Genomic DNA, 25,901 nt, shown 5'->3' on the forward strand with positions numbered 1-25,901 from the left:
AAATGCAGCTGCTCCTGGTCCGGCACGCCCTGCCGAACCGCAGTGAACACGGCCAGGGTTCCGACCCTGAGCTATCCGATGCCGGTATCGAACAGGCGGCGCGACTACCGGAGGCGCTGGCGCGCTACCCGATCACACGGGTGGTGAGCAGCCCCCAGCGGCGCGCCATCCAGACGGGACAGCCGTTGGCCGCGGCCCGCGATCTGACCGTCGAGATCGACGACCGCCTCGCCGAATACGACCGTGAGATGACGCACTACCTGCCGATCGAGCAGCTGCGGACCGAGCGCCCCGAAGACTGGGCGCGGATGGCGGAAGGGCGGTTGCCCGACGGCGTCGACGAGGACGCCTTCCGGGAACGCATCGGTGCCGCCCTGGCCGATATCGTCGCGGTAGCCGACGCCGAGGACACGGTCGCGGTGTTCAGCCACGGCGGGGTGATCAACGTGCTGCTGCACGAAGTCCTCGGCACGAAGCGGATGCTGTCGTTTCCGATCGACTACGTCTCGGTGACCCGCCTGGTGTACGGCCGCTCGGGGCAGGCCACGGTCGCAGCCGTCAACGGCACCGAACACGTGTGGGATCTGCTGCCCCGCAACCAGCGCTGGTAGCTACTCCTTGGCAGAGGCTGCCGCGGTCTTCTTCGGTGCCGCTGCCGCCGGGTGTGCTGCCCGCTTGGACGCCGCTGCCGCGCCGGCACCGGATGAGGACTTGGCGCCGGACCGCTTGGCCTTGGGCTCCACCGCCGGGGGCTCCGATGCGGTGGTGTCGGTATCGGGCGCGGCGACGGCCGGTGCGTCGGATTCGGTGGCCGTCGCTGCCGCTGACGAGTTCGCCGACTTGGTCGGGGCATCGACCGTCAATGCCACGGTGTTCTTGGTCAGGTCAGGGACCGCACTGACACTGGGCGGCGCGGCCTCGGCAACGGGGGCCGGGGTGGCCTGTAGCGCGGTCGTGAGGGCGAGCTGGGCCGCCTCAATACCGGTGACGATATCGCCCGCACCCGCGCCGACGGCCTGGACGAATCCGACCGTGCCGTCGATGGCGGCGTTGACGATATTGCCCAGGTTGAGAGTCAGGATGGCTCCGACCAGGTCCTGAGAGCCGATGATCACCGAGTTGATCACCCCGTTGCTGGCGGCGAGGACCCCGTTCAACACCGAGAAGAATGCCTGCGGCACCGCGGCCTGCATCGCCGTCTGCACCGCGAGGTACTTCTGCCTGCGCTCGATCAGCGAATCCAGCACCGGTTGGCCGACCGCGATCACCGCGTTGGTGACCGCGGTACTGAAGGTGTCGAAGGCCCCGACGAAATCGAGCTGTAGCAGCTGCTGGGTGATCGTCACCAGCGTCTGTGGGATGGCCGCGATCGACTGGAGCAGCCCGATCCCCGACTCCGCGAATCCGCTTAGGTAGATCGCCCAGTAGTCGATCTGGTTGACGATGTACTGCCGCAGCACGGGCAACGTCAGGATGTAGGGAAGCTCGAACGCCGTGGTGTGGACCGCCACCGTCTGGGCGGCGCTGATGGCAGGGATTGTCACCGTCGGCGCCGCGGTGAGCGGGCTAATCGGGGCCATCGCGATGGCCCCGGCGCCCACGAGTGCGACACCCGTGGTCAGCCACGGACGCAGAGAAATTTCCATATTGACCCCTAAGAAAGATTGATCGGCCCGGCAAACCTATCGTGTGGATCGACCTCTTTCAGTCCAATCACCACAGACGGTGCCGACAGGCGCTGTGGCGCTCGACGGTTTTAACTCATGAGTGTCTGGGTAAAAATCGCCCTGGCCCTGAGACTGTTCTCCAACCGAAAGCGAGCCCCATGAAGCGAGAAGTAGGTGCGGTGCTCGACGTCGAGATCACCGCGGCAACGACATTAGAGTTCCAAATTGCGGTGGCCCCGCATCCCGGCACCGAGGTGTACGAGGCGCTGTCCTTTGTCCTCGACGGCCAGCAGGTGCAGCCGATGGAGATCAGTGGCGCGCACGGTAACCGGATTCACAAATTCGATGCCCAGCCCGGCCAGCTGCACGTCGAGTACTCGGCGACCGTCATCGGCCAGACCCACCCGGCACCGGTCAGCGAGTACGACCTGTCGATGTACCTTCGGCCCAGCCGATACGCCGAGGCGGACAAGTTCTATGGTTTTGCCGCAACGGAATTCGGCTCACTGGCCGACTCGGCAGAACTGCTGGAGAAGGTGTCGTCCTGGGTCGGCACCCGGCTCAGCTACGTCCCCGGGTCCAGCGATCCGATCGACGGTGCCGTGGACACCATGCTCGCGGGAGCCGGTGTCTGCCGTGATTACGCGCACCTCGTGGTCGCCCTGCTGCGCGCGGTCAATGTGCCTGCCCGGCTGGTCGCGGTGTATGCGCCCGGCCTGTCGCCGATGGACTTCCATGCCGTTGCCGAAGCATTCGTCGACGGCCAGTGGCGGGTTGTCGACGCCACCTGCCTGGCACCTCGTCAGACGTTGGTGCGCATCTCCACGGGTCGTGACGCCGCCGATACGGCCTTCTTGGACAACCACAAGGGCTCGATCAACCTGAACAACATGATGGTCACGGCAGTGGTTGAGGGCAATCTGCCCGTCGATAACCTCAAGGAGATGGTGTCGATCCGCTAAGACCTGGTTACAGCCCGGCCTTGAGATTCTTCTTCGCGGCCCGTCGCAGTTGGAATATCCGTGCCGCGCCGGCCAACACGGCGATCAACCCGCCAAGGACGGCGGCCAACAGGATCGCTACCCCCAACGGCAAACTCCACGTCCAGCCCAGAAAGGCGAACTGTGCAGATTCGGTGTTCTGTGCGATGAAGATCAACAGCACGATCAGGATCAGGAAGCCGGCGATCACCGCCGACCACAGCGCCGATGCCCGGGTGAAATGCACCGCCGACTTCGGCATGGCCGCCGGTGGGGGAGCGACGGAGGTGTCCGCCGGTACTACCGGCGGCTCAGGCGTCGCGTACGGATCGCTGCTCATAGGGCTATCTTTCCCCGTAACCAAGACAAAAGAAACCATTCGATCGGATCACAGTGCGGCAAAGGTCGGCGTAGCTGCAGCGATCCCGATAGTGTCGGCGCCATGACCACGCTGCGAGAACGCGCGCGTAGCTGGCCGCCTGTGGTGGTGACCGTGGTTGCTGCGCTGATCCTGGCCGGCTGCGGTAGTTCAAATCCGCTGGGCGGCGGCGCGATATCCGGAGATCTGAAGACCATCACCGTCGGCTCGGCTGACTTCCCCGAATCCAAGATCATCGGTGAGATCTACGCACAGGCATTGGAAGCCAACGGTTTCACGGTGGGCCGCCAGTTTGGTATCGGCAGCCGTGAGACGTATATCCCGGCGGTGAAAGACCATTCGATCGACCTGGTGCCGGAGTACACGGGAAACCTGTTGCAATTCTTCGACAAAGAGACCACGGCGACCACGCCCGAGGCCGTCGAATTGGCGCTCGTGCATGCCCTACCCGGCGATCTGTCGATCCTGACCCCGTCTCCGGCCAACGATCAGGACACCGTCGCGGTCAGCTCGGAGACCGCCCAGAAGTGGAATCTGAAAACCATCGCCGATCTGGCAGCGCATTCGGCGGAGGTGAAATTCGGCGGACCGTCGGAATTCCAGACCCGCGCAGAGGGATTGCCGGGGCTGAAAGCCAAGTACGGCCTTGACATCCCGCCGGCCAACTTCGTTTCCATCAGTGACGGCGGCGGTCCGGCCACGGTGCGCGCGCTGACCGACGGCACCGTCACGGCTGCGGATATCTTCAGCACCTCACCGGCCATCCCGGCGAACAACCTGGTGGTGCTCGAAGACCCGAAGAACAACTTCCTGGCTGCCAACGTCGTTCCGTTGGTCAGCTCGCAGAAGATGTCAGACGAACTCAAGCGGGTGCTCGATGCCGTATCGGCCAAGCTCACCACCGAAGATCTGATCGAACTCAACACCGCAGTGGAGGGCAACTCCGGCGTCGACCCCGACGAAGCCGCGAAGAAATGGGTGCAGGACAACAACTTCGACAAACCAATCGGGGGCTAGATGATCACCTTCGACGACGTCACCAAGAGATATCCCGACGGCACCGTTGCCGTCGATAGCCTGACCCTGGATGTACCCGACGGTTCGTTCACCGTGTTCGTCGGACCGTCGGGGTGCGGTAAGACCACGTCCATGCGGATGATCAACCGGATGATCGAGCCGACCTCGGGCACGCTCACCGTCGACGGCAACGACGTGAGAGGAGTCGATGCCGTCAAACTGCGGTTGGGCATCGGGTACGTCATCCAGAGCGCGGGCCTGATGCCGCATCAACGGGTGATCGACAACGTCGCCACGGTGCCGATTCTGCGGGGCGAATCTCGCAAGGCGGCCCGTGCGGCCGCCTACGACGTCCTGGAACGCGTCGGGCTGGACCCCAAACTCGCAACGCGTTATCCCGCTCAGCTTTCCGGCGGGCAGCAGCAGCGCGTCGGGGTGGCCCGTGCCCTGGCCGCCGACCCGCCGATCCTGCTGATGGACGAGCCGTTCAGCGCGGTCGACCCTGTGGTGCGTGATGAACTGCAGACCGAAATGCTGCGCCTGCAAAACGAATTGCAGAAAACGATCGTGTTCGTCACCCATGACATCGACGAGGCCATCAAGCTCGGCGATAAGGTCGCGGTCTTCGGTCCCGGCGGTGCCCTGCAGCAGTACGACGAACCGTCGAAGCTGTTGACCAACCCCGCCAACGATTTCGTCTCGGGCTTCATCGGTGCCGACCGCGGCTACCGCGGGTTGCAGTTCCGCCACGCGACGGGTCTGCCCCTGCAGGACATCAGGTCAGTGACCGAGGCGCAGATCGACGCGCTCGAGCTGGGCAGCGGTGAGTGGGTGTTGATCACCAAGGACGACGGGAAGCCGTACGCCTGGATCAACTCCGAGGGCGTCCTGCTGCACCGGGACGGAAAGAGCCTCTACGACAGCACTATTGCCGGTGGCTCACTGTTTCATCCGGACAGCAGCCTGCGCCAGGCGCTCGATGCGGCGTTGTCCTCGCACGCCGGGATCGGAGTGGCCGTCGACGGGGACGGAAAGCTCATCGGCGGAGTCCGTGCCAGTGATGTGCTGTTAGCCCTGGAAGCACAGCGGGGCTGAGCCGTGACCTATCTGCTCACGCACCTGGACAAGGCCTGGGCGCTGACGCTGATCCATCTGCGGCTCTCGCTGATCCCGATTGTTCTCGGTCTGCTCATCGCGGTGCCGTTGGGCGCGCTGGTGCAGCGCACCACGTTCCTGCGGCGGTTGACGACGGTGACCGCCAGCATCATCTTCACCATCCCCTCGCTGGCGTTGTTCGTGGTGCTCCCGCTGATCATCCCCACCCGGATTCTCGACGAGGCCAACGTCATCGTCGCGCTGACGCTGTACACCACCGCGCTGCTGGTGCGGGCGGTACCCGAGGCGCTGGACGCGGTACCCGCCGCAGTACTGGACGCGGCCACCGCGGTGGGCTACAAGCCGATCACCCGGATGATGAAAATCGAACTGCCCCTGGCTATTCCGGTGCTGATTGCCAGTTTGCGGGTAGTTGCCGTGACGAATATCTCGATGGTGTCGGTCGGTTCAGTGATCGGCATCGGCGGGCTCGGCACCTGGTTCACCGAGGGATATCAGGCCAACAAGAGTGACCAGATCATCGCGGGCATCATCGCGATCTTCGTACTGGCCGTCGTGATCGACACCCTGATCATGCTGGCCGGTAAGGCCTTGACCCCCTGGACCCGAATGTCCTCGGGCTCCCGCATCCCACGGGGCGCTGGGCTGAAGGCGCAGGTGACCAAGTGAACTTCCTGCACCAGGCATTGGCCTACATTTTCACCGCGGCAAACTGGGGCGGCCCGGCCGGCCTGACCGCGCGGATCCTCGAGCACCTGCAGTACACCGCCGTCGCCGTCGTCTTTTCGGCGCTGATCGCCATTCCGATCGGCATGATCATCGGCCACACCGGGCGCGGCACATTTCTCGTCGTCACCGGTGTCAACGCCTTACGCGCATTGCCCACGCTCGGCGTCCTGCTGCTCGGGGTGTTGTTATGGGGACTTGGTCTGGTCCCGCCGACGATCGCACTGATGCTGCTCGGCATCCCGCCGTTGCTGGCCGGCACCTATGCCGGTATTTCCAACGTCGACCGCACCATTGTCGACGCGGCCCGATCGATGGGGATGACCGAAAAGCGGATCCTGCTGCGGGTGGAAACTCCCAACGCCCTACCGCTGATCCTGGGCGGCCTTCGCACGGCGACGCTGCAGATCGTGGCCACCGCGACCATCGCCGCCTACGCCAGCCTCGGTGGACTCGGCCGCTATCTGATCGACGGCATCAAGGTGCGGCAGTTCTATATCGCCTTGGTCGGTGCGCTGTTGGTGACGGTGCTGGCGCTGATCTTGGACTCTTTGCTTGCCTTTGCGGTATGGGCCTCGGTGCCGGGCTCCGGGCGACTGCGCAGGATGCCTCAGCCCCTGCTCGATGACGAGGTGGCGCTGGAATCTCGACCACATACAACCAGGCCAATCAGGGAGACTTTCGAACCAGGCTATAAACGAGGCGATCCGTCGCTTACGGTAGGTGAGTGAGTGCAGCCGATGACGACAGAGAAAGCGCCTGGCCCGCGATCTTGACCTGGCGCGCGCACGACGATCTACGGATGGAATCGGTGCGGGTGCAATTGTCCGGCAACCGGATCAAGGCCTACGGCCGGATTGTTTCGGCGGCCACGGATTCCATTCCCGCGTTCAGCGCGTCCTATGACCTGGTGACCGACGAAACGGGGGCCACCAAACGGCTGTCGTTGACGGTCACCATGGCCCAGCGGGAACGCCAGCTCTCCATCGCGCGCGACGAGGAGAACATGTGGCTGGTCCAGGACCACTCCGGTAAGACCTCGCGGCTGGCCTACGACGGCGCACTCGATGTCGATGTCGTCTTCAGTCCGTTCTTCAACGCCCTGCCGATCCGCAGGACTGGCCTGCATCAGTGGGCGGAGTCGGTGACGCTACCGGTGGTCTACGTCTGGCTGCCCGACCTGACCGTCAAAGAGGCGACGATCAGCTACAGCAGCGCCGAGGACGGCATCAAACTGCATTCACCGGTGGCCGAGACCACGGTGACCGTGGACTCCGACGGCTTCATCGTCGATTACCCCGGGTTGTCAGTGCGGATCTGATCACCCCACCGGCGCGACCGGCGGCGGCAAGTTCGCTGCGCCAGTCCTCGGCGCCGATTGTGGTCGCGATGATGTCGGGCCGGGAGAAGCTGTCGTAGCGGATCCGGGCCGCGTGCCCGGCCTCCACCAGTTCGGCCACCGACCGCTTCTGCGCCAGCGAGGCCCTGGCGGCGCTGAGTAGCTCGATTGCGGTGTCGAGCACCGGTAGTAGATCGGACTGATTGGCCTCACACATGGCCCGGACCAGGTCGGGCGCCGTCCCCGCGACGCGGGTGCTGTCCCGGAACGACCCGGCCGCCAGTGCGAACGCCAGCGGGATGTCGGCGGCGGTGATCGCGAGCGCTTCGGCGGTCAGATGCGGCAGATGCGAGATCGCCGCGGCCGCCGCATCATGCTCATCCGATCTCGCCGGTACGACGAACGCCCCGCAGTCCAGCGCCAGCCTCATCACCGACGTCCAGACCGCAGCGTCGACATGATCGTCCACCGTCACCACCCACGGAGTGCCCGCGAACAGCCCGGCCTCTCCGGCGGCCCAGCCGGAATGGGCGGTGCCGGTCATCGGGTGGCCGCCGACGTAACGGGGGAGCAGACCCGCGGTCCGGACGTCGTCGAGCACGGCCTTCTTCACACTGATCACATCGGTGAGCGGGCAGTCGGGCGCAGTATCGGCGATATAGCCCAGCATCGTGGCCAGGGCCGGCATCGGGACGGCCAGCACGATGAGGGCCTCGGTATCGGCGGCCCGGCGCAGGACGGCGGTGAGATCGGTCGACGCATCGAAACCGTCGAATGTCGCGGCCTGTGCACCGTCGACCGAGCGGTTGTATCCGAACACCGTCCGGCCGGCGGCCCTCGCCGCGCGCATCAACGAACCGCCGATCAGCCCAAGCCCCAATACGCAGACACCGGAGCCGGGCGGGTTGAGGGGGTCTGTCACGCTCCTAGGTTGACACATCGACCGAGGCGGGGATCGATCCGCTGGTCAAGGGGCTTGCCGGGGGCTAGCGTTAGCGCCCATGGGACCACAGCGGGCGCAGAAGCAGGACGCTTCACAGGCCCAGGACGCCCCCGACGGCTTCGGGGTGGCAGTGGTGCGCGAGGAGGGTAAATGGCGGTGTACTGCCATGAAGCCCGGGTCGCTGACCAGCCTGAGTGCCGCCGAAACCGAGCTGCGTGAGCTTCGCAGCGCCGGTGCGGTTTTCGGTTTGCTCGATATCGACGACGAATTTTTTGTGATCATCCGGCCGGCCCCGGCAGGCACCCGGCTGCTGCTCTCGGATGCGACGGCGGCATTGGATTACGACATCGCCGCCGAGGTCCTGGAGAACCTCGACGCCGATATCGATGACGAAGATCTCGAGGACACCGATCCCTTCGAGGAAGGCGATCTCGGCGTGCTCGCGGATATCGGGCTGCCGGAAGGCGTGCTCGGCGTCATCATCTCCGAGACCGACCTGTATGCCGATGAACAACTCGGCCGCATCGCCCGCGAGATGGGTTTCGCCGACGAACTCGCGGCCGTGCTCGACCGACTCGATCGGTGACTCGCACTACGACTGACGAGCACCTGATTCGCCTCGCGCTAGAAGCGGCGGCAACCGCCGGGCCGCGCGATGTGCCGATCGGGGCCGTCGTCGTCGATGCCGCCGGTACCGAGCTGGCGCGAGCGGTCAATGCCCGCGAGGAATTGGGCGACCCCACTGCTCATGCCGAGGTGCTCGCGCTGCGGGCGGCCGCGCGCGTCGCGGGCGACGGTTGGCGCCTGGAAGGTGCGACACTCGCCGTGACCGTCGAACCGTGCACCATGTGTGCAGGTGCGCTGGTGATGGCCCGAGTGGCCCGGGTGGTGTTCGGCGCGTGGGAGCCCAAGACCGGCGCCGTCGGCTCACTGTGGGATGTGGTGCGCGATCGTCGGCTCAACCACCGCCCCGAAGTGCGTGGCGGGGTGCTGGCCGATGAGTGCGCCGCGCCGTTGGCGGAGTTCTTCGCCCGCCAGCGCTGAGGTCCCCCATCTTTTCCCGCGAGCAGACGCATAGTGCCCCCGACACGCCGCCAGTAGGGGGATGTTTGCGGCTGCTCGCGGGGTACTCGGCAGCGATTAGGGCGGCAGGCCCCGCTTCGGTAAGCTGCCACACGGTGGCGTGTCCGAGCGGCCTAAGGAGCACGCCTCGAAAGCGTGTGACGGGTAACCCCCGTCCGAGGGTTCAAATCCCTCCGCCACCGCCAAGCTCTCCACTGCGTTCGCCGGTGGAGAGCTTTTTCTTTCCCCTCGATAGCGGGCGCGGCTTTGACTAGATTGGATCCTCTAACGCCAAGGGAGCTTTCATGACCGCCACTGTCTCGACCCAACCCGTCTATCAAGTCGTCAACCCGGCCACCGGTGACACCGGTGAGACGTTCGACCTGGCCACCGACGCCGAGGTCGAAGCCGCCATCGCCGCATCCGCGGCTGCCTACCGCTTATGGCAGGCCAAGACGATCACCGAGCGAGCCGAAATCGTCGCCAAGGTCGCCAGCCTTTTCAAAGAGCATGCCGACCGGCTGGGCGCCATCGCCACCGAAGAGATGGGCAAGCCGCTGTCGGAAGCGGTGGGCGAAGCCGACTTCTGCGGTGACATCTTCGACTACTTCGCCACCGAAGGCCCCGGCCTGGCCGCCGATCACGAGATCAAGACCTTCGCCGCCGGTAAGGCGTATGTGCAGAAACTGCCGATCGGACCCTTGCTGGGCATCATGCCGTGGAACTACCCGTTCTACCAGATCGCCCGGTTCGCGGCGCCAAACCTGGTGTTGGGCAACACCATCATCCTCAAGCACGCCGAGTCCGTGCCGAAATCGGCACTGGCCGTCCAAGAGCTGATGGACGAAGCGGGGGTCCCGTCAGGGGTGTATCAGAACATCTTCGCCTCCTACGACCAGATCGAGCAGATCATCAGCGACCGCCGCATCGTGGGCGTTTCGCTGACCGGTTCTGAACGTGCCGGATCGGTTGTCGCGGCGATCGCAGGCAAGAACCTCAAGAAGTGTGTGCTCGAACTCGGCGGGTCCGACGCCTATGTGGTGCTGGACTCCGATGACGTGAAGGCATCGGCAGACCTGGCCTGGGACACCAGGATTGGCAACACCGGCCAGGCCTGTAACTCCAACAAGCGGATGATCGTCACAAACGACATCTTCGACGGTTTCGTCGGTCGGCTCGTCGAGCGGGCCAAGGATCTCAAGCCGGGCAATCCCGCCGAGGAGGCCGAGGGCACCTTCGCGCCGCTGTCCTCGCGCAAGGCCGCGGAGACCCTGCACGAGCAGGTGCAGGACGCCGTCGCCAAGGGCGCCACGCTGCATGCCGGCGGCGTGCTGGGTGAAGGCCCCGCCGCGTACTACTCGCCCGCGGTCCTGACGGGCATCACCCCGGAGATGCGGGCCTACCGCGAGGAATTGTTCGGCCCCGTCGCGGTGGTCTATTCGGTCAACAGCGACGAGGAAGCCCTGACGCTGGCCAACGACTCCGACTACGGCCTGGGTGGTGCGGTGTTCAGCACCGACCGCGAACGCGCGGAAAAGGTGGCGCGCCACCTGGAATCGGGCATGTCCAACGTCAACGCCCCGGCCAACGAAGGCCAGGAGGTGCCGTTCGGTGGAGTCAAGCGCAGCGGTTTCGGGCGCGAGCTCGGCCCGCTGGGCATGGACGAGTTCGTCAACAAGCGCCTGTACTACGTCGCAGACTGACCGACGGAGCACTTCTCGGCAAGGACGGCCAGTGCGTCGATGTGCTCATCGATGCTGCGCAGGCCGGCTTCCATGGTGTTGACGGCGATGTGAGTGGCGCCCGCGTCCCGCCAATCCTGTACTGCGCGCAGCGACGCGTCGAGGCCGGCCGAGACGTCCACCCGCCCGAGCATGCCGAGCGCCGCCGGGTCACGCCCGGCGGCCTCGGCGGCTTCGGCGATGATCGCCACAGCGGCGTCAAGCTCGGGCCCAGGCCCGAACTCGGGGAACCAGCCGTCGGCCAGCCGGCCCGCTCGGCGGTAACCAGCCGGCACCTGCGCGCCGATCCAGATCGGGATCGGTCGCTGTTGGGGCAGCGGTGAAAGGCCGGCGGCGGTGACCGTGTCGAATTCACCGGCAAAGGTCACAGACCGCTGCGTCCACAGCTGGCGCAGCAGGGCGATCTGTTCTTCAATTCGCCTGCCGCGCAGGGAGAAATCCTGACCGAGCGCGTCGTACTCGACCTTGTTCCAGCCCACGCCCACCCCAAGGCGCAAACGGCCACCGCTGAGCAGATCAACCTGCGCGGCCTGCTTGGCCACCAGTGCGGTCTGCCGCTGCGGCAGAATGATCACCCCGGTGAACAACTCGAGCTCGGTGATCGCGGCCAGGTAGCCGAAGGTCACCAACGGCTCGTGGAACGTGGTGTCCACGTCGTAGCCGTATTGCGTCGAGTGCACCGAGGGGTCGGCGCCCAGGACGTGGTCGTAGGCCATCACATGGGTGTAGCCCAACTCCTGGACGGCGAGTGCGTAGCGGCGCAGGTCGCGAACGTCGGAACCGAGTTCGGTTTGGGGCAGGACGACGCCGAAGCTGGTCATGGGGCCTCAAATGTCGGGGGAGCATGCGGGATCTTTAACCAGAGCGTTACGGCGTGACGCAAGCCGGAAACCGCGGTCAGATCAGACTGTAGTCGCGTTATACCAAACAGGAGCGGCGAAAATGACCGAGCTCAACCACGTCCCACCGACGACTCCGGTGGAGGAGATCACCGAACACCTTCGGCGCGACGGCTACGTGATCGTCGACGATCTGGCTTCACCTGAGCTGATGGATGCGGTGGAGGCCGAGATGAAACCCTTCATCGAGGCGGGCGCTGCCGGCCGAAATCCAGTGCTGGGCAAGAAGACCAAGCGGACAGGGGCGATGATTGCCCGTTCGCCGTCGTCCCGCCAGCTGATCCAGGATCCCACCATCCTGGGCGTCGCCGGTTCGTTCCTCGGCCACGCCAGCGCCTTCCAGCTGCATCTGACCCAGGTGATCTCGATCTACCCGGGAGAGACCGCGCAGGGATTGCACCGCGACCAGATTGCCTGGGATTTCTTTCCGTTCCCCGACGATTACCAGGTGCAGTGCAACACGCTGTGGGCGATGTCGCCGGAGTACACCAAGGAGATGGGCGCGACCCGCGTCGTCCCGGGCAGTCATCTGCCGGGCAACAAGGACGATTTCACCGATACCGACTGCCTCTACGCCGAGATGACGCGGGGATCGGTCCTGCTGTACGGCGGCAAGATTCTGCACAGCGGTGGCGCCAACACGACGCAGGACAAAGTCCGTACCGCGCTCAACATCACCTACGCGGTGGGCTGGGTGCGACAAGAGGAGAACCAGTTCCTCTCGACGCCGATCGAGATCGCGAAGACCTTAGACGACGATCTGCTGCGGTTGATGGGCTACCAGGAGGGCGCGTTCGCGATGGGTTACTACCGCGACTTCGAAGACCCGATCGTCGCGGTGCGCGGGGACGGGTACGCGCCAGGGATCGATATCGACACCCTGCAGGGGTCGGCTCAGAAAGGAATGCAGCAGTTCCTGGCGGCCAGCACCTAACCGGCTAGCGGGCCTGTGCCGGGCTACGTCGGCGGGTCTTGGATGCGGCGGGCACTTCGCCTGAGTAGGACGAAAGGTATTGAATAAGAACGGTTCTGATTTCGGCGATGATCAACGGATCGCCGTCCGCATCATCGGTGTAGGCGTACTGGAAGAGTCGCTCCATGATCTCGCCCGCGACGAGGCACTGGCGGACCGACAGTGCCTCGAACAGCGGCGCCAACCCGTGCAGCGCGGCCAACAGGTCACTGGCCACATTCTGCATCCACTCACGGTCACGTGCCCGCACCGGCGGCGTCAGATTCTGGCCAACCCACAGTTCCCGGACAAGCGGGCGCCGAAAGCAATCCATATAAAAGGTGATGAGGATGTCGACAACGTCATGCCAATGCTGGATTGGGCCCTGCTGCAACATCTTACGGATCTGTGCGCTGGACTCTTGCATGCACTGGAAGGCGAGTTCCTCCAGAACCTTCTCGGGCGTCTCGAAAAACGAGTAGAACGAGCCCCTGCTGACCCCGGACTCCTGCAGTAACAGTGTGGGGGAGCCGGCGACTGCGTCATAGCCGACCTCGACCACCAGCCTGGTGGCGGTGTCGAGGATCCGCTGGGTGGTGGCCTTGGAACGTTCCTGCAGGGGCATCTTGCGAAGGCCGCCCTGTGTCACCGACACCGCGGCTCATCCCAAAGTGTGCGTGAATCCAGTTCCTGCACAGCGCTCCCCATCGAGTTGATGTCCATATCGAGACCGATCGCCATCCTAACCCGCCCCACCTCGCCGCCGGACTTTTCCGAAGCGCCGATCACTGCCGGTGTAATCGGGAGTTTACTGCTCGGGCACTGCTGGAAACAAACTCGAGTTCAGACTTAAGTCGCATCTGCCGCCTGCGGATGGAGGCTGCGCCGCCCAAACCTGACCCTTCCAGAAAGGCATCCAGCCATGGAAAACTCCGCACCGTCACCGGTATCTGGGATGAAATCACTTGGCGGCCGGGCACTGTCGCGTCGCCGATTCCTGGCCGGTTCCGCCGGTGCCGCGGTCGGACTGACGGCGTTGGGCGGTGCACTGGCAGCGTGCGGATCAGACTCCGGGGGCAAGGGCGAGGTCGTCGTGCTCAGTTGGGAGTCATATGTGGCCAAAGAGATCATGGAAGGCTTCGAGAAGACCACTGGCATCAAGGTCAAGGGGGTGGCGGCCGAATCCGACCAGGACATGTTCGCCAAGATCAAAGCGGGCGGCGGTTCGCAGTACGACATCGTCTTCGGCAACTGTGGCTGGGCGCCGACGTATCACAAGAACGACCTGACCGAGGTCTTGGACCTTTCCGAGATCCCGGCGGCCAAGGACTTGTTCCCGGTGTTCACCGAGGATCCTTCACTGCCCTATGTGGTCTCGCCCGGCAAGGTGCTCCTCTACCCGAACATGTGGGCGGCGCTGAGTCTGGCGTGGAATGTCGACGCCCCATTTCAGCCGAATACGCCGCTGAGTTGGGATGCGCTGTGGCAGGCGCCGAAGAACAAGACGATCCTCGAAGGCGGCGCCGAGGACTTCATCGCGCTTGCGGGTCTGGCCAACGGAGTGCCGCGCAAAGACATCTACAGCATGCAGGGGTCGACGCTGGATGCCGCGGCGGCGAAGTTGGGCTCGCTCAAGCCTTTCCAGATCAGCAAGAACAGCGATGACGCGATCGCGCGGGCCCTGGCCACCCAGGGTGCCTACATCGGCTTTGCCTCCAGTCTGGGCATGGCGCATCGGGCGAATAGTCAGTTCGGCGACGGCAAGGACATCGTCAAGGCCGAGGTGCCGATGGAGGGGTCGATCGGCTGGATCGACGGACCGCAGTTGGTGAAGGGCGCCAAGAATCGCGATAACGCCATGACGTTCATCAACTACTTCGGCGGCGACGTCGACAACCAGAAATACCTGTGGGGAGCGAACTTCTACTCCCAGTGCAGCAAGGTCTCCACCGACCGGGTGATCGCCGCGGGCGGCAATGACGCGATCATCGCCAAGTCGCTGGGTGCGGATCGTCCCGACCTGGCTAAGGAACTGGTGTTCCAGGCGCAGCCCGAACACGCCGATGCCTGGGCTGCGGCCTATGACCAGGTCATGGGTTAGCTCACGGTCATGGATGCCAGCACAGCGGTACTCCCGGACGACCGGCCGCAAGCGCCGGGCCGTCCGGAGTCGCCGATACCGCTGTCCACCAAAGCAAGTCGCTGGCGACGTCACCCCTCGGCGATCGCGTTCCTACCCCTGCCCGCGACGGCTCTGGTGGTCGTCGGGTTCGTGCTCCCGCTGCTGGTGGTGCTGCTGTACTCGTTCCGCCCGACGGTGGCGGGCGAGATTGTCGACACCTTCACCCTGGACAACTACGTCCGGTTCTTCACCACCGACACCTACTGGCAGTCGCTGGCCACCACCATGGGATTCATCGCGGTGGCCTCGGCGATCACCGTCGCTGTGACCTTCCCGTTGGCCTACTTCGTGGCAACCAAGGTATCGCCTCGCAGGCGTCTGATCTGGGTGCTGGTCGCCACCATCCCGCTGTTCATGAGTTATCTCATCCGGGTGCTGGCCTGGCTGAACCTGCTGGGCAACGGTGGACTGCTGAACACCTCGCTGATCCGGTGGGGTCTCGTCGACACCCCGCTCAGCCTGTTCGAGCCGGGCAAGCCCGCGGTGGTGATCACCTTCGCCTATCTGCTCTTCCCGTTGACGTTCCTGACCGCGTTCATCGCTCTGGAGCGGGTCAACGCCGGGCTCTACGAGGCGGCATCGGATCTCGGGGCGGCGCGGTGGCGCAGGTTCGTCTTCGTCACACTTCCGTTGTGCCGCAACGGGCTTGTCGGAGGCTTCATCCTGGCGTTCGTGTCGATGCTCGGCGACTATGTGACCCCGCAACTGATCGGCGGCACTGCGGGAACGTTCTACGCCAACCTGATGACCAATCAGTTCGGCAACTCCATGCAATGGGGTTTCGGGGCGGCGCTGGCGCTGCTCCTGCTGGTGGCGATCTTCCTGCTCCTGGCGATCCTGCGGTTGACCGCCGGCTCGTCGCCGTCGGTGGGCGCCTACACCGGTATCTACGTGAAGCGGCGCTCGCCGATGCTGGCGGCGTACGCCTGGCTGATGATGGCGTTCCTCTATCTGCCGATCGCCCTGCTGGTGTTGTTCGCGTTCAACGACAGTAAAACGGTGGGCCTGCCGTTCCAAGGTTTCACAGGAGAGTGGTTCACCTCGCTGTTGACCGACTCCGGCCTGCACGACGCGTTGGTGATCAGCCTCAAGGTCGCGCTCAGCGCCACCGCAGTCAGCGTCGTGCTCGGGACGGCCGCAGCGGTGTACCTGTCGCGGTCCGTGGGGTCGTGGCGCAACCTGAGCATGGCGACCATCTCGATGCCGTTGTTCCTGCCGCCGGTCATCTTCGGCCTGGCGATGATCATCGGGCTCAACGCGTTGGATATCGATCGTGGGCTCTGGACGATCGTGTTGGGGCACATCATCATCACGCTGCCGATCGTGACTCTGGTGGTGATGATTCGGCTCGAAGGAGTCGACCGCAACTACGAGCTGGCCGCCCTGGACCTGGGCGCCAAACCGCTGACCGTGTTCGTGCGGGTGGTGCTACCCCAGGTGGCACCCGGCATCCTGGCCGCGGCGATGATCTCGCTGGCCACGTCCATGGACGAGTTCATTATGACGTTCCTGATCACCGGTTCGGATATGACGTTGCCGCTGTACATCTACAGCTCGTTGCGCTTCGGGCTGTCTCCCGAGCTGACCGCCCTGTCAACGCTGATATTGGTGGCCTCATTCGTTCTTATCTTCGTCGGCGTGCTGATCGCAGTCGGGCGGCGGGGACTCCAGATCCGGCCCAGACAAGGGGAAACGCCATGAGCACACTCCGGTGTATCGATCTCACCAAGACTTACGGTGACGCGGACGACTACGCATTGGGTGGGCCTGGTGGTGGCGTGTCCTTCGACGTCGAACAGGGCGAACTGTTTGCGCTACTGGGCCCAAGCGGCTGTGGAAAGACCACCACGTTGCGCATCATCGGTGGTTTCGTTGAGCCGACGACCGGGCGGGTCGAGTTGGGCGGTGACGATGTCACCCGCAAACCGCCCTACGCCAGGCCGACGAACACCGTGTTCCAGAACTACGCGTTGTTCCCCCATCTCAGTGTCGGAGCCAACGTCGAGTTCGGACTGAAGATGGACAAGGTCAGGCGCAAGGAGCGGCAGGTGCGAACCCATGAGGCACTGGCCATCGTGGGCATGGACCACCTCGCCGATCGGCGCATCGCCGAACTCTCCGGCGGCCAGCAGCAGCGGGTGGCCCTGGCGCGGGCCATGGTCAAGCGGCCCGGCGTGCTCCTGCTCGACGAACCGTTCGGCGCCCTCGATCTGAGGTTGCGTCGGCAGATGCAGGACGAACTGGTGCGGCTCAAACAGGCCACCGGGGCAACGTTCGTGCACGTGACCCATGACCAGGAAGAAGCCTGTGCGATCGCCGACCGCATTGCCGTGATGGACCGGGGACACATCGTGCAGGTCGACACCCCGGTAGAGCTCTACCGTGCACCTCGGACCGCCTATGTCGCGCAATTCCTCAACGTGGGCACCGTGTTACGCGGACGGACCGTTCGCCAAGGTGGCGACGTCTGCGTCGACACCGGTGGCGTGCTGGTGCACGGTGCGGCGCCGGAGTGGGCGCAAGCCGGAATGCGCCTGAGCGCCGTGCTGCCGCCCGACCAGGTGACCATCACCCCCGGCCACGAGGCGCCCGCTACGGCGGATTCCGAATATGCCTCCGGCGCAATCGAACACGTCGCTTTTACGGGCTCGGACTTCTCGGTTCACGTGCGGCTCGCCGATGGCACCCGATTGATCGCCGAGGTCCCGAGACGCGCGATGTCGGCCGGGCACCAGCTCAGCGCTCAACCCGGGTCGGAGGTGGTGGCGAGTTGGCGGCGTAGCGACGTGATCATCGTCGAAGACGACGACACCGAACTGGTGGCCGACAGCGCTGCCGACCACTCAGGCACCGTCGCGGCCTAGACGCCGATCGGACGTGTGACACCGGCGTAATACGCGAGGTACGGCTGCGCAGCAGTGGTGTCATCTTCCGCCGGTTGAATTCCAGGCACGCATCGCTGCGGGCTGCCGTGCTCTCAGACCGGACAGCCGGCCCAATCAGGAGGAACCTATGGTCGACACCGCACGCCCGAACAATGCCGAAACCGGCTGGGACCGGCGCACATTCCTCAAGGCCAGCGGCCTCACGGTCGGCGGCCTGAGCCTCGCGGGTCTGATCGCTGCCTGCGGCGGTGGCGGTGCCGGCGGCGGTGGCGGCGGAAGCCAGACGGCGACGTTGCGACTGCCGTTCATCAACGATATGCAGATCCCCGACCCCGACATCATGTACGAGGGCGAAGGTGCCCTGGTCACTCACACCGTTTACGAAGGACTGCTCGGCTACAAGCCGGGCACACCGGAAATCATTGGTGCACTGGCCAAATCCTGGACCATCTCCCCGGACCAGAAGACCTACACCTTTACGCTGCAACCAAACGTCAAGTTCCATGACGGAACACCCGCGGATGCCGCGTCATGGATCAAGAGTTTCGAACGGCGCGCCAAGGTGAACCAGGGCCCGGCCTACATGGTGGCGGGGGTGGAGAAGACCGAGGCGCCGGATCCGACGACGTTCATCGTGACGCTCAAGGAACCCAACAACGCGTTCGTGCATTACCTGGCCTGCCCGTGGCAGCCGTTCGCGGTCAGCCCTACCGCGGTGGAGAAGAACGCGGTAGGCGACGACCTCGCCCAGGAGTGGCTCAAGACCCACGATGCCGGCACCGGCCCGTACACGATCACCGAGTTCCTGCCCGGAAACCACTACTCCTTCGCGGCGTTCCCTGACTATTGGGGCGGCAAGCCCGGCTTCGAGAACATCCGAATCGAAATCACCCCGGATATCACCACGCAGAAACTGCAGCTCGACTCGGGCGCGTTCGACCTGGTGGCCAAAGGCTTTCCAGTGCCGGATGTGCTTGCCTACCAGAAGAATCCGCAGTTCACCGTGATCAACTCCGTCGGAGGTGTCGCCGACGGGCTCTTACTCAATCCGCACACGGGCATCTTCGCCGATGTGAAACTGCGACGCGCCATGCAGACCGCGCTGGACCGCGCCTCGATCGTCGACACCTCCTGGGGTGGACTGGCGAAGGCGCAGACAGCGATGTGGCCCGAAGGGTCCCTGCCGCCAGAGTTCGCGCCGTTCCCGTCCACCGTCGACACCGAACCGCTGAAAGCGCTGGTGGCCGCCCTTCCCTCGAAGAAGGTCGACCTGGCGTGTATCACCGACGGTGGTGCGGCACGTCAGCAGATGGCCGAACTGGTGCAAAACCAGCTCGCCGCATTGGGTCTGGACGTGACGGTGCGCCAGATGCCGCCATCAGAGCAGTTCGATCTGGTCAACCAGCCCAGTGAGAAGCGGCCGGACATGATGGTGACGTTCGTCGGCGGTGACGCCTTCCACCTGGACACCACGTTCCGCATTCTGTTCCGGACCGGAGCGGCGCCGTTGAACTACTATCAGTACTCGAACCCCGAACTGGACAAGCTGATGGACGAGGCGGTGCTGAAGCCCACGCCGGCCGAGATGTACGCCGTATACCAGCAGGCCAGTCAAGTTCTGCTCGACGACGGGATCTTGATTCCCATGTGCCTACCGCCCACGACGACGATCGCGCACACCGATATCGACGGAATCGTGATCAATTCGTTCTTCCCGCAGATCGTCCAGATGCAGGAGATCAAGCGGTCATGACCGATCGGTTCCATCTGGGGTGGTTCCTGAACTTCGTCGCCGACGAATGGAATGGCAATTGGGGTGACGGTGGGCGTGATTTCACTGGTGACTTCTACGTGGATGTGGCCCGAAACCTGGAGCGCGCCAAGTTCGACTACATCTTGATCGAGGACAAGCTGATGGTGTCGACCGCCTTCGGCGGCACGATGGAGCATGACCTCAAGCACGGCATCAACCCCAAACATGACCCGGTGCCGTTGGCGGTGTTGATGGCCGCCGCCACCAAGAACATCGGTGTGGTGCCGACGATGTCGACCAGTTTCTATCCGCCGTACCTGTTGGCCCGGCTGTGCAGCACGGTCGACCACATCGCGCGGGGCCGGTTCGGCTGGAACGTGGTGACCTCCGCCGAGGATCGCTCGGCGCAGAACTTCGGGCTGGACAAGCTCTACGAGCATGACGAGCGTTACGCCAGGGCAAGTGAGTACCTGGAGGTGGTCAGCAAGCTCTGGGAATCGTGGGAGCCCGACGCGATCGAGCGCGATTACGAGACCGGGACCTATGCAAACTACAAGAAGGTCAACACCATTGACTTCGAGGGCAAGTACTTCAAGTCGCGCGGCCCGCTGAACACCGCACCCTCTCCGCAGTACCGGCCCACCATCGCCCAGGCCGGCGCCTCACCACCGGGACGCGAATTGGCTGCCCAGCATGCCGACACGATCGTCGCCCCGGCGAACAGTCCTGAGGCGATGAAGGCCTACCGCGACGATATCCACGACCGGATGAAGGCGCACGGTCGTGATCCATCCGAGTGCAAAGTGCTGTACTTGGTGTCGCCCATCGTGGCTGACACCCGCGAGGAAGCGCTGGCCAAGCAGGCGCGGTGGTTGAGCACCGACTCCTATATCGAGTACATGCTGGCCGAGATGTCGTCTATCACCGAAATCGACTTCTCTCAATTCGATCTCGATAAGCCGGTGCCGCCGGTGACGACCAACGGCGAACGGGGTGGCTTGGAGAGTTTCTTGGGCCGGGGCAAGGACAAGACGCTGCGCGAACTCGTCACCGGTCATGGCATCGGCTCCAACATCCCGTTTGTCGGCACTCCCGTCGAGGTGGCCCAGGAGATGGCTGACCTGATGGATGAGGTTGGTGGGGACGGCTTTCTGATCACCAGCCCGGTGATGCGGCTGAACCGCCGCTACGTCACCGAGATCACCGACGGGCTGGTGCCCGAACTGCAGAAGCTCGGTCGTGTCCGCTCCGAGTACACCACGACCATGTTGCGGGATACGTTGCGCGAATTCTAAAGCATCACGGCGTGATTCGATCGGCCGGACTCAGCAGGGCCCAAGCCAGGGTGCTGCGGGTCTGGCCGGCCGGGCGGCTCCAGACCGCCACCGTATCGGACCCGCGACGCACCATGGCGAGATTCGGTGCTGCCGTGGTGACAGCGATATCGGGTGCCGCCTGCTGGGGAGTGTCGAGCCAGTTGCCCGCTACCAGACGTTGACCGGTCGCGACCACCTGCGTGCCGTCCAGGCAGGGCCCGTCGCCGATCGGCAGGGGTGGCGCCGCCGCCATCGTGATATTCACGAATAACAGTGGACCCCATTGCGCCAGAGGTAATTTGACAGTCGGACCGCGGCCGCGGCCGATGAACCCGGCCCTGCTGACACCAGTCGGATCGGTGGTGCTGTCGAGCACGCCACCATCCTCGCTGAATGCGCAGGCCATCTGTGGGCACCGGACGTTCTGGGTGCTTCCGCAGTGCACCGGGATCGAGACGCACCCGCCGAATGGCCGGGCGTTGATCGCGGCGAACAGACCGTCCTCGGTGCGGCGCACGTGCGCACCGTGATAGCCGATCGTCGCCGGCAGCACCGCCCCGACTTCGGTCAGTTGCGCGGCGACCCCCACGCAGACCCACACTCCGGTCCAGTCTGTGGTCTCGGCGGACGGGTGCCGGCCCGATGATGACGGCTGCAGCAGCAGATTCTTCTGTGCGACAGTCGAAGTCATCACCCGATCGCTCCGGGCAGGTGGTAGTTCTGAGCCGGTGTCGACTCGAACCGTCCGCGGGATCGGATCTCGACGGGATCTGCAGCGGGAAGCGGACCATCGCGCATGAAGCGGTTGAGCACGTTGCCGGTCAACGTCGAGATGTTGTTGTCGTAGTTGTTGTGCGACAGGCTGCCGCAGTAGGAGATCGAACTGAACGACCACACCCCGCCGCCGTTCGGCGTCTCGTGGAAGGCCATATCGGCGCGAATTCTCGGATTCTGGGTACCGGTGTGGCCCGCAGTGTTCGTCAAGATCAGCTCTGTGACAGTCAGATACGCGTCGGTATGCAGTCCCGCCGATGTCGCGACCAGCAGGGTGTGCGGCGGCGAGCCCAGGGTGGTGTCGACATTATCGACTTCGGCCCCGGCTGCCCCGCCGCCGACCAGACCGAAATCGCCGAGTCGCTCGTCGTAGTCGATTCCGGCAAAGGCCCACGCCACCCGGGGATCGTCGCTTTCCGGGGTGCGCTTGAAGTAGGTCGAGGCGTCAAAACCCTGCGCCACCATCGACGTTCCGCTGACCGCGGCCATATCGCGGCCGAGGAAACGCCACATGCCGCCGAGCTTGCCGTCGCTCTGGTGGTAGTACTCGCCTGGCTGAGCCTGCCATGGCCTGATTCCCGACTCGCAGCGGCGCATCTCGGTGATCTCGCCTCGCCCGTAACCGGGGTGGAAGGTGTGGCGCCAATAGAAGCCGTCGCCACCCATGTACATGAACCTGCCGCCGCGATCCTTGTAGCTGTGGATGGCGTCGAGGTATCGGCCGTCCTTGTGTTCCGGATGTGATCCGGTGATCAGGACGTTGTAACCCTCGATCCGTTCCAGGCCGTCGTAGCTGATGTCCTCGTCGGTGATGACGTCGAATTGGTAGCCCATTTCGACCAGCCAGTCGATGAGGTGCAGATCGGCATTGAACTGCCACGGTGCCTGCACGGCGGGTGAATCGCATTTGGGCCGGAAGTTCAGGATCGGCCGTAGTCGCGACGATAGGTGGACGCCGGAACCATCGCTGTGGGTGTCGTATGTCGAGTAGCCGTACTCCCGGTGCACGCTGAGAAAGATGTGCTGCGGCGCCATGATCGGCGTGCGGTACATCAACGCCTCCATGCTGCCGCCGTTGCTGGCCAGATGCTCGTTGGCGTATGCCATGTAGTCGGTGGTCGACATGATGACGGCGATCTTGGACTGCGGTGCACCGAGTGGGGTGCGGACCATGAAGGGGATGTAGTCCTCGTCACCCTCGTCGGTGGTCAGCTTGACGGCGTAGACCGCGCTGGGCAGGTCGGCCGGCACCGGGAGGGTGAAACCGACAGCCCAGCGGGCATCGTCGACATCGTCGTCATGAAAGTGGATCGCGCCGTATTCGCGATGATCGGCGCTCCAGGAGATCTGATGGCCGCTCCAGTTGTGCCCGGTCATCCCGCGGGCGGGTAACCCGACGAGTTCACCGTCGCACCGGTAGGGGCCGTTGTCGATGATCGTGCGGGTCGGAATCTCCAGACTGAAATCCCAGGCCGCCACCATGGCTGCGCCGAGGTCTGCCGACGGCCCGAGGCCACGGCGCTCATCGGTGCCCGGCGCGGCGCCGAGCTTCATCGTCTCGATCTCCAGACGGGTCAGCACCCGTGAGCACAGTCGCGCTCCGTCGATCTTGCCGTTGTAGTACTCGGACATCACCCAGCCGTGCGGTTGGCGGGAGGCGCCGTCGGGCTCGCTGGTGGCAGGGTGCGCAGCGAACGTGAACGGCACGGCGCTGTGGATGATGCGTTCGGTGAGCACCGCCTCGACCGGCTGGGGTTTCGGATCGAGCGCGTAGCGGATCTGCGGCTCATGGTGCAGGACCACAGATCCCGTCTCGGCATCGAACGTCGCCGCGATGAAATGCCAGGCGCGGTCTCGGACGGGTTCGGCGGCGGTGACCTTCTGGCCGTTGATCCGTAGACACACCCGGCCCTCGAGGTCGAGGAACAGCCCGTAGCCGTGGTCCTGGGACCACTTGCCCATGATCATCTGCTCGCCGGGCGCCCAGTAGCCCGCCACCTTGGTGGGCATGGTCGGCCAGATCCAGCACTGCAGGGTGAAGCTGTCCACGCGTAGCGGCCGGCGGTCGGGCACCATGCCGTAGGAACCGGCATGTATGGGCTGCAGGCCGCCCGGGTAGGTGCCGTTGATCGGCGAGTCGAGGATCTCCTCTTTGAAACCGGGTCCGCTCGGGTGGGTATCGCCGTGGATCAGCTTGACCAGCTCGGCACGGTAGGACGCCGGGCCGTCGCAACTCACGAAGAAGTCGACGCTGTCACCCTGTTCGACCGACCATTTGCTGCCGTACCCGGTCAGCCGCAACAGCTCCGGGTAGATGTCAGTGTCCGCGTAGGTATCCGTCATGGTCCCCAGTTCTCCCCTCGGGCCTTCCACGCCGGCGTGTAATGCTCGGGCATCCCGTCTTCGGCGGGGTACTGCTCCAGGCGCATCGCGAAGACCTCGGCCTGCGCAGCTTGTTCGTCGGTGAATACCCGGTCATCGGCGAATTTCGGTGGCACACCCCGGATCCCGGACAACCGGGCAATCCGCCACTGCTGCTCAGGTTTGGTGCAGACGATGATCAGCTTGCCACCGAACGCACCGATGGGCTGCCACCGCATCCGGTTCAACACACGGTCGAGCTGCACGTCATCCTGGATGCCGCCGTGCACACCGATTGCGCTCCCGGGCTTTTCGGTGCGTAACACCGAGAAGCCCGGCACGCCGCGAAAGTCCTCGACACTCGCTTCGATCTCGCCGAGCATCTTGCGCTGCGTGTCGTCGTCCTGAGGAATCGGGATCATCAGAACTCGCGGAGCGTGTCGCGCAACAACGTGGTGGTGTATTCGGTGCGGGTCAGGCCACGCTTTTGCAGCTCGGGGATCAGACCGTCGGTGATCTCGGTGACGTAGCGGCGGTTGAGTCGCATCACGGGACTGGTGATCAGAAACCCGTCCCCACCGACCTGCCCCATCACCTCGCCCATTTGGTCCGCCACCTCGGCAGGTGTTCCCACGAACGGGATGCTCCCGGCCATCGCGCTGCCGGTCACCAGTTCACGCAGCGTTTTGTCTTTGCCTGCGGATACGAAGGCGGCCAACGAACCTCGCTCACCGTTGGTCGTCAGCTCGGGTAGCGGCTCGTCGAGATCGAACTGGGAGAAGTCGATCTCGGTGATCGCCGAGATCTCCGCCAGCATGTGCTCGACGTAGTGCGGATCGTTGTACCAGCGCTCTCGCTTGGCCACTGCCTCATCGTGGGTATCGGCCACAATCGGCGACACCACGTAGAGCACTTTGCACTCGGAGGGATCACGCCCATTGGCCTTCATTCGGGCGTGGATATCGTCGCGGTAGGCGCGCATCCTGTCGACGTCATCGGCCGGGCCGACGATGGTGTCGGCGTACTGGGCGGCCAACTCCCGTCCCGGCGGTGAGGCGCCGGCTTGGGCGATGACCGGCCGGTACTGCGGGGAGGGTGCGGTGTTCAGCGGGCCGCGGGACTTGTAGTACTTGCCCTCGAAGTCAATGGTGTTGACCTTCTTGTAATTCGCGTACGTCCCGGTCTCGTAATTGCGTTCGATGGCATCGGGTTCCCAGGATTCCCACAGCTTGGTGATCAGCTCGAGATACTCGCTGGCGCGGGCATAACGCTCGTCGTGTTCGTAGAGCTTGTCCATGCCGAAGTTCTGCGCGGAGCGGTCCTCTGCAGAGGTGACGACGTTCAGACCGAACCGCCCGCGGGAGATGTGGTCGATCGTGCTGGCCACCCTGGCCAACAGGAACGGCGGGTAGAAGCTGGTGGACATCGTGGGGACGACGCCGATATGACTGGTGGCGGCGGCGATCAGCACCGCGAGCGGCACCGGGTCGTGCTTGGGCACGAGCGCCTGTTTCAGCGCGTGTTCCATGGTGCCGCCAAATGCGTTCGGCACCATCAACTTATCCTCGATAAGGATGTAGTCGAATTTGGCGCGTTCGAAATCACGGGCGACCTCGACATAGAAGTCGCCGGTGAAGTCACGTCCCCCGTCGCCCCATGTGTCGTGCCATTCGTCGGCGACGAAGTTCAGGAACCACCCCAGGTGGAACATATCGGTCATAGCTTCTCCTCTTTCGTCGCACGCAACAGCACGGCCGGCGGCTGCGGTGCTTGTCTGGATTCAATCGGTGTCGGATGACGCACCTGCT

General features: G+C 64.4%; 25 protein-coding genes and 1 tRNA gene. 17 read left to right on the forward strand and 9 right to left on the reverse strand.

Annotation, left to right across the window (positions count from 1 at the left end):
• Positions 1-2: 2 nt before the first annotated feature.
• Positions 3-611 (forward strand): histidine phosphatase family protein, encoded by a 609-nt coding sequence (locus ADBZ9O_RS04410; RefSeq protein ID WP_526528755.1) that lies wholly within the window; start codon positions 3-5, stop codon positions 609-611.
• On the opposite strand, the gene ADBZ9O_RS04415 is transcribed toward ADBZ9O_RS04410, so the two are convergent.
• A complete protein-coding gene (locus tag ADBZ9O_RS04415; RefSeq protein WP_526528757.1) occupies positions 612-1,646 on the reverse strand; it encodes a hypothetical protein in 1,035 nt (344 codons plus the stop codon).
• Between the two features lie 179 nt (positions 1,647-1,825).
• Between ADBZ9O_RS04415 and ADBZ9O_RS04420 the strand changes: the two genes are divergently transcribed.
• Positions 1,826-2,629 (forward strand): transglutaminase-like domain-containing protein, encoded by an 804-nt coding sequence (locus ADBZ9O_RS04420; RefSeq protein ID WP_526528759.1) that lies wholly within the window; start codon positions 1,826-1,828, stop codon positions 2,627-2,629.
• 7 nt (positions 2,630-2,636) lie between these two features.
• Here ADBZ9O_RS04420 and ADBZ9O_RS04425 read toward each other — a convergent pair whose 3' ends face one another.
• Entirely contained in the window at positions 2,637-2,987 is a 351-nt protein-coding gene (locus ADBZ9O_RS04425; RefSeq protein ID WP_526528761.1) for a LapA family protein, read from the reverse strand.
• A gap of 102 nt (positions 2,988-3,089) precedes the next feature.
• Here ADBZ9O_RS04425 and ADBZ9O_RS04430 point away from each other — a divergent pair, with 102 nt between their 5' ends.
• The 5 genes from ADBZ9O_RS04430 to ADBZ9O_RS04450 are packed head-to-tail and all read left to right on the forward strand — an operon-like array spanning position 3,090 to position 7,206.
• A complete protein-coding gene (locus ADBZ9O_RS04430; protein ID WP_526528763.1) occupies positions 3,090-4,043 on the forward strand; it encodes an ABC transporter substrate-binding protein in 954 nt (317 codons plus the stop codon).
• Complete coding sequence (locus ADBZ9O_RS04435; RefSeq protein WP_526528765.1) at positions 4,044-5,138, forward strand: ABC transporter ATP-binding protein; 1,095 nt, start codon at positions 4,044-4,046, stop codon at positions 5,136-5,138.
• Between the two features lie 3 nt (positions 5,139-5,141).
• The gene (locus tag ADBZ9O_RS04440; RefSeq protein ID WP_526528767.1) at positions 5,142-5,828 is read left to right on the forward strand and encodes an ABC transporter permease; all 687 of its coding nucleotides are present in this window, start codon (positions 5,142-5,144) and stop codon (positions 5,826-5,828) included.
• Positions 5,825-6,616 carry an ABC transporter permease gene (locus ADBZ9O_RS04445; RefSeq protein ID WP_526528769.1) on the forward strand — a complete coding sequence of 264 codons (792 nt, stop codon included), beginning with the start codon at positions 5,825-5,827 and terminating at the stop codon, positions 6,614-6,616. Before ADBZ9O_RS04440 ends, ADBZ9O_RS04445 begins: the two co-directional genes overlap by 4 nt.
• Positions 6,613-7,206: a putative glycolipid-binding domain-containing protein gene (locus tag ADBZ9O_RS04450; protein ID WP_526528771.1), complete on the forward strand. Its 594-nt coding sequence runs from the start codon at positions 6,613-6,615 to the stop codon at positions 7,204-7,206. The genes ADBZ9O_RS04445 and ADBZ9O_RS04450 overlap by 4 nt, the downstream gene beginning before the upstream one ends.
• Here ADBZ9O_RS04450 and ADBZ9O_RS04455 read toward each other — a convergent pair.
• Entirely contained in the window at positions 7,169-8,164 is a 996-nt protein-coding gene (locus ADBZ9O_RS04455; RefSeq protein WP_526528773.1) for a prephenate dehydrogenase, read from the reverse strand. The two genes, ADBZ9O_RS04450 and ADBZ9O_RS04455, sit on opposite strands and share 38 nt — an antisense overlap.
• A 61-nt stretch (positions 8,165-8,225) precedes the next feature.
• Between ADBZ9O_RS04455 and ADBZ9O_RS04460 the strand changes: the two genes are divergently transcribed.
• From ADBZ9O_RS04460 to ADBZ9O_RS04475, 4 genes are all read left to right on the forward strand, one after another.
• Complete coding sequence (locus ADBZ9O_RS04460) at positions 8,226-8,753, forward strand: tRNA adenosine deaminase-associated protein (protein WP_526528775.1); 528 nt, start codon at positions 8,226-8,228, stop codon at positions 8,751-8,753.
• A complete protein-coding gene (locus ADBZ9O_RS04465; RefSeq protein WP_526528777.1) occupies positions 8,750-9,211 on the forward strand; it encodes a nucleoside deaminase in 462 nt (153 codons plus the stop codon). Before ADBZ9O_RS04460 ends, ADBZ9O_RS04465 begins: the two co-directional genes overlap by 4 nt.
• Positions 9,212-9,344: 133 nt before the next feature.
• Positions 9,345-9,435: transfer RNA gene (locus tag ADBZ9O_RS04470), tRNA-Ser, on the forward strand.
• A gap of 99 nt (positions 9,436-9,534) precedes the next feature.
• Positions 9,535-10,932 (forward strand): NAD-dependent succinate-semialdehyde dehydrogenase, encoded by a 1,398-nt coding sequence (locus ADBZ9O_RS04475; RefSeq protein WP_526528779.1) that lies wholly within the window; start codon positions 9,535-9,537, stop codon positions 10,930-10,932.
• Here ADBZ9O_RS04475 and ADBZ9O_RS04480 read toward each other — a convergent pair.
• Positions 10,917-11,792, reverse strand: coding sequence for an LLM class F420-dependent oxidoreductase (locus ADBZ9O_RS04480; RefSeq protein ID WP_526528781.1), 876 nt, complete (start codon positions 11,790-11,792; stop codon positions 10,917-10,919). The two genes, ADBZ9O_RS04475 and ADBZ9O_RS04480, sit on opposite strands and share 16 nt — an antisense overlap.
• A 121-nt stretch (positions 11,793-11,913) precedes the next feature.
• Between ADBZ9O_RS04480 and ADBZ9O_RS04485 the strand changes: the two genes are divergently transcribed.
• On the forward strand, positions 11,914-12,804 hold the full coding sequence (locus tag ADBZ9O_RS04485; RefSeq protein ID WP_526528783.1) for a phytanoyl-CoA dioxygenase family protein: 891 nt from the start codon (positions 11,914-11,916) through the stop codon (positions 12,802-12,804).
• Between the two features lie 4 nt (positions 12,805-12,808).
• Here the strand turns inward: ADBZ9O_RS04485 and ADBZ9O_RS04490 are convergent, their stop codons facing one another.
• Entirely contained in the window at positions 12,809-13,477 is a 669-nt protein-coding gene (locus tag ADBZ9O_RS04490; protein WP_526528785.1) for a TetR/AcrR family transcriptional regulator, read from the reverse strand.
• A 267-nt stretch (positions 13,478-13,744) separates the two neighbouring features.
• Here ADBZ9O_RS04490 and ADBZ9O_RS04495 point away from each other — a divergent pair, with 267 nt between their 5' ends.
• The 5 genes from ADBZ9O_RS04495 (at position 13,745) to ADBZ9O_RS04515 (ending at position 20,937) form a co-directional block, all read left to right on the forward strand.
• The gene (locus tag ADBZ9O_RS04495) at positions 13,745-14,923 is read left to right on the forward strand and encodes an ABC transporter substrate-binding protein (protein ID WP_526528787.1); all 1,179 of its coding nucleotides are present in this window, start codon (positions 13,745-13,747) and stop codon (positions 14,921-14,923) included.
• A 9-nt stretch (positions 14,924-14,932) separates the two neighbouring features.
• The gene (locus ADBZ9O_RS04500) at positions 14,933-16,705 is read left to right on the forward strand and encodes an ABC transporter permease subunit (RefSeq protein WP_526528789.1); all 1,773 of its coding nucleotides are present in this window, start codon (positions 14,933-14,935) and stop codon (positions 16,703-16,705) included.
• Entirely contained in the window at positions 16,702-17,868 is a 1,167-nt protein-coding gene (locus ADBZ9O_RS04505; protein ID WP_526528792.1) for an ABC transporter ATP-binding protein, read from the forward strand. Before ADBZ9O_RS04500 ends, ADBZ9O_RS04505 begins: the two co-directional genes overlap by 4 nt.
• Before the next feature lie 148 nt (positions 17,869-18,016).
• Positions 18,017-19,642, forward strand: a complete 1,626-nt coding sequence (locus ADBZ9O_RS04510; RefSeq protein ID WP_526528794.1) for an ABC transporter substrate-binding protein — start codon at positions 18,017-18,019, stop codon at positions 19,640-19,642.
• Positions 19,639-20,937, forward strand: a complete 1,299-nt coding sequence (locus ADBZ9O_RS04515) for an NtaA/DmoA family FMN-dependent monooxygenase (protein ID WP_526528796.1) — start codon at positions 19,639-19,641, stop codon at positions 20,935-20,937. Before ADBZ9O_RS04510 ends, ADBZ9O_RS04515 begins: the two co-directional genes overlap by 4 nt.
• Before the next feature lie 4 nt (positions 20,938-20,941).
• Here the strand turns inward: ADBZ9O_RS04515 and ADBZ9O_RS04520 are convergent, their stop codons facing one another.
• From ADBZ9O_RS04520 to ADBZ9O_RS04535, 4 genes are read right to left on the reverse strand one after another with little or no spacing between them, the layout of a single operon-like run.
• On the reverse strand, positions 20,942-21,649 hold the full coding sequence (locus tag ADBZ9O_RS04520; protein WP_526528798.1) for a Rieske (2Fe-2S) protein: 708 nt from the start codon (positions 21,647-21,649) through the stop codon (positions 20,942-20,944).
• Complete coding sequence (locus ADBZ9O_RS04525) at positions 21,649-24,075, reverse strand: N,N-dimethylformamidase beta subunit family domain-containing protein (RefSeq protein WP_526528800.1); 2,427 nt, start codon at positions 24,073-24,075, stop codon at positions 21,649-21,651. The genes ADBZ9O_RS04520 and ADBZ9O_RS04525 overlap by 1 nt, the downstream gene beginning before the upstream one ends.
• Entirely contained in the window at positions 24,072-24,515 is a 444-nt protein-coding gene (locus ADBZ9O_RS04530) for a N,N-dimethylformamidase alpha subunit family protein (RefSeq protein ID WP_526528802.1), read from the reverse strand. Before ADBZ9O_RS04530 ends, ADBZ9O_RS04525 begins: the two co-directional genes overlap by 4 nt.
• Complete coding sequence (locus ADBZ9O_RS04535; protein ID WP_526528804.1) at positions 24,515-25,813, reverse strand: NtaA/DmoA family FMN-dependent monooxygenase; 1,299 nt, start codon at positions 25,811-25,813, stop codon at positions 24,515-24,517. Before ADBZ9O_RS04535 ends, ADBZ9O_RS04530 begins: the two co-directional genes overlap by 1 nt.
• Between the last annotated feature and the right edge of the window lie 88 nt (positions 25,814-25,901).

The sequence above is a fragment of the Mycobacterium sp. genome (assembly GCF_965229105.1).
In the GTDB taxonomy this organism is placed as follows: Bacteria; Actinomycetota; Actinomycetes; order Mycobacteriales; family Mycobacteriaceae; genus Mycobacterium.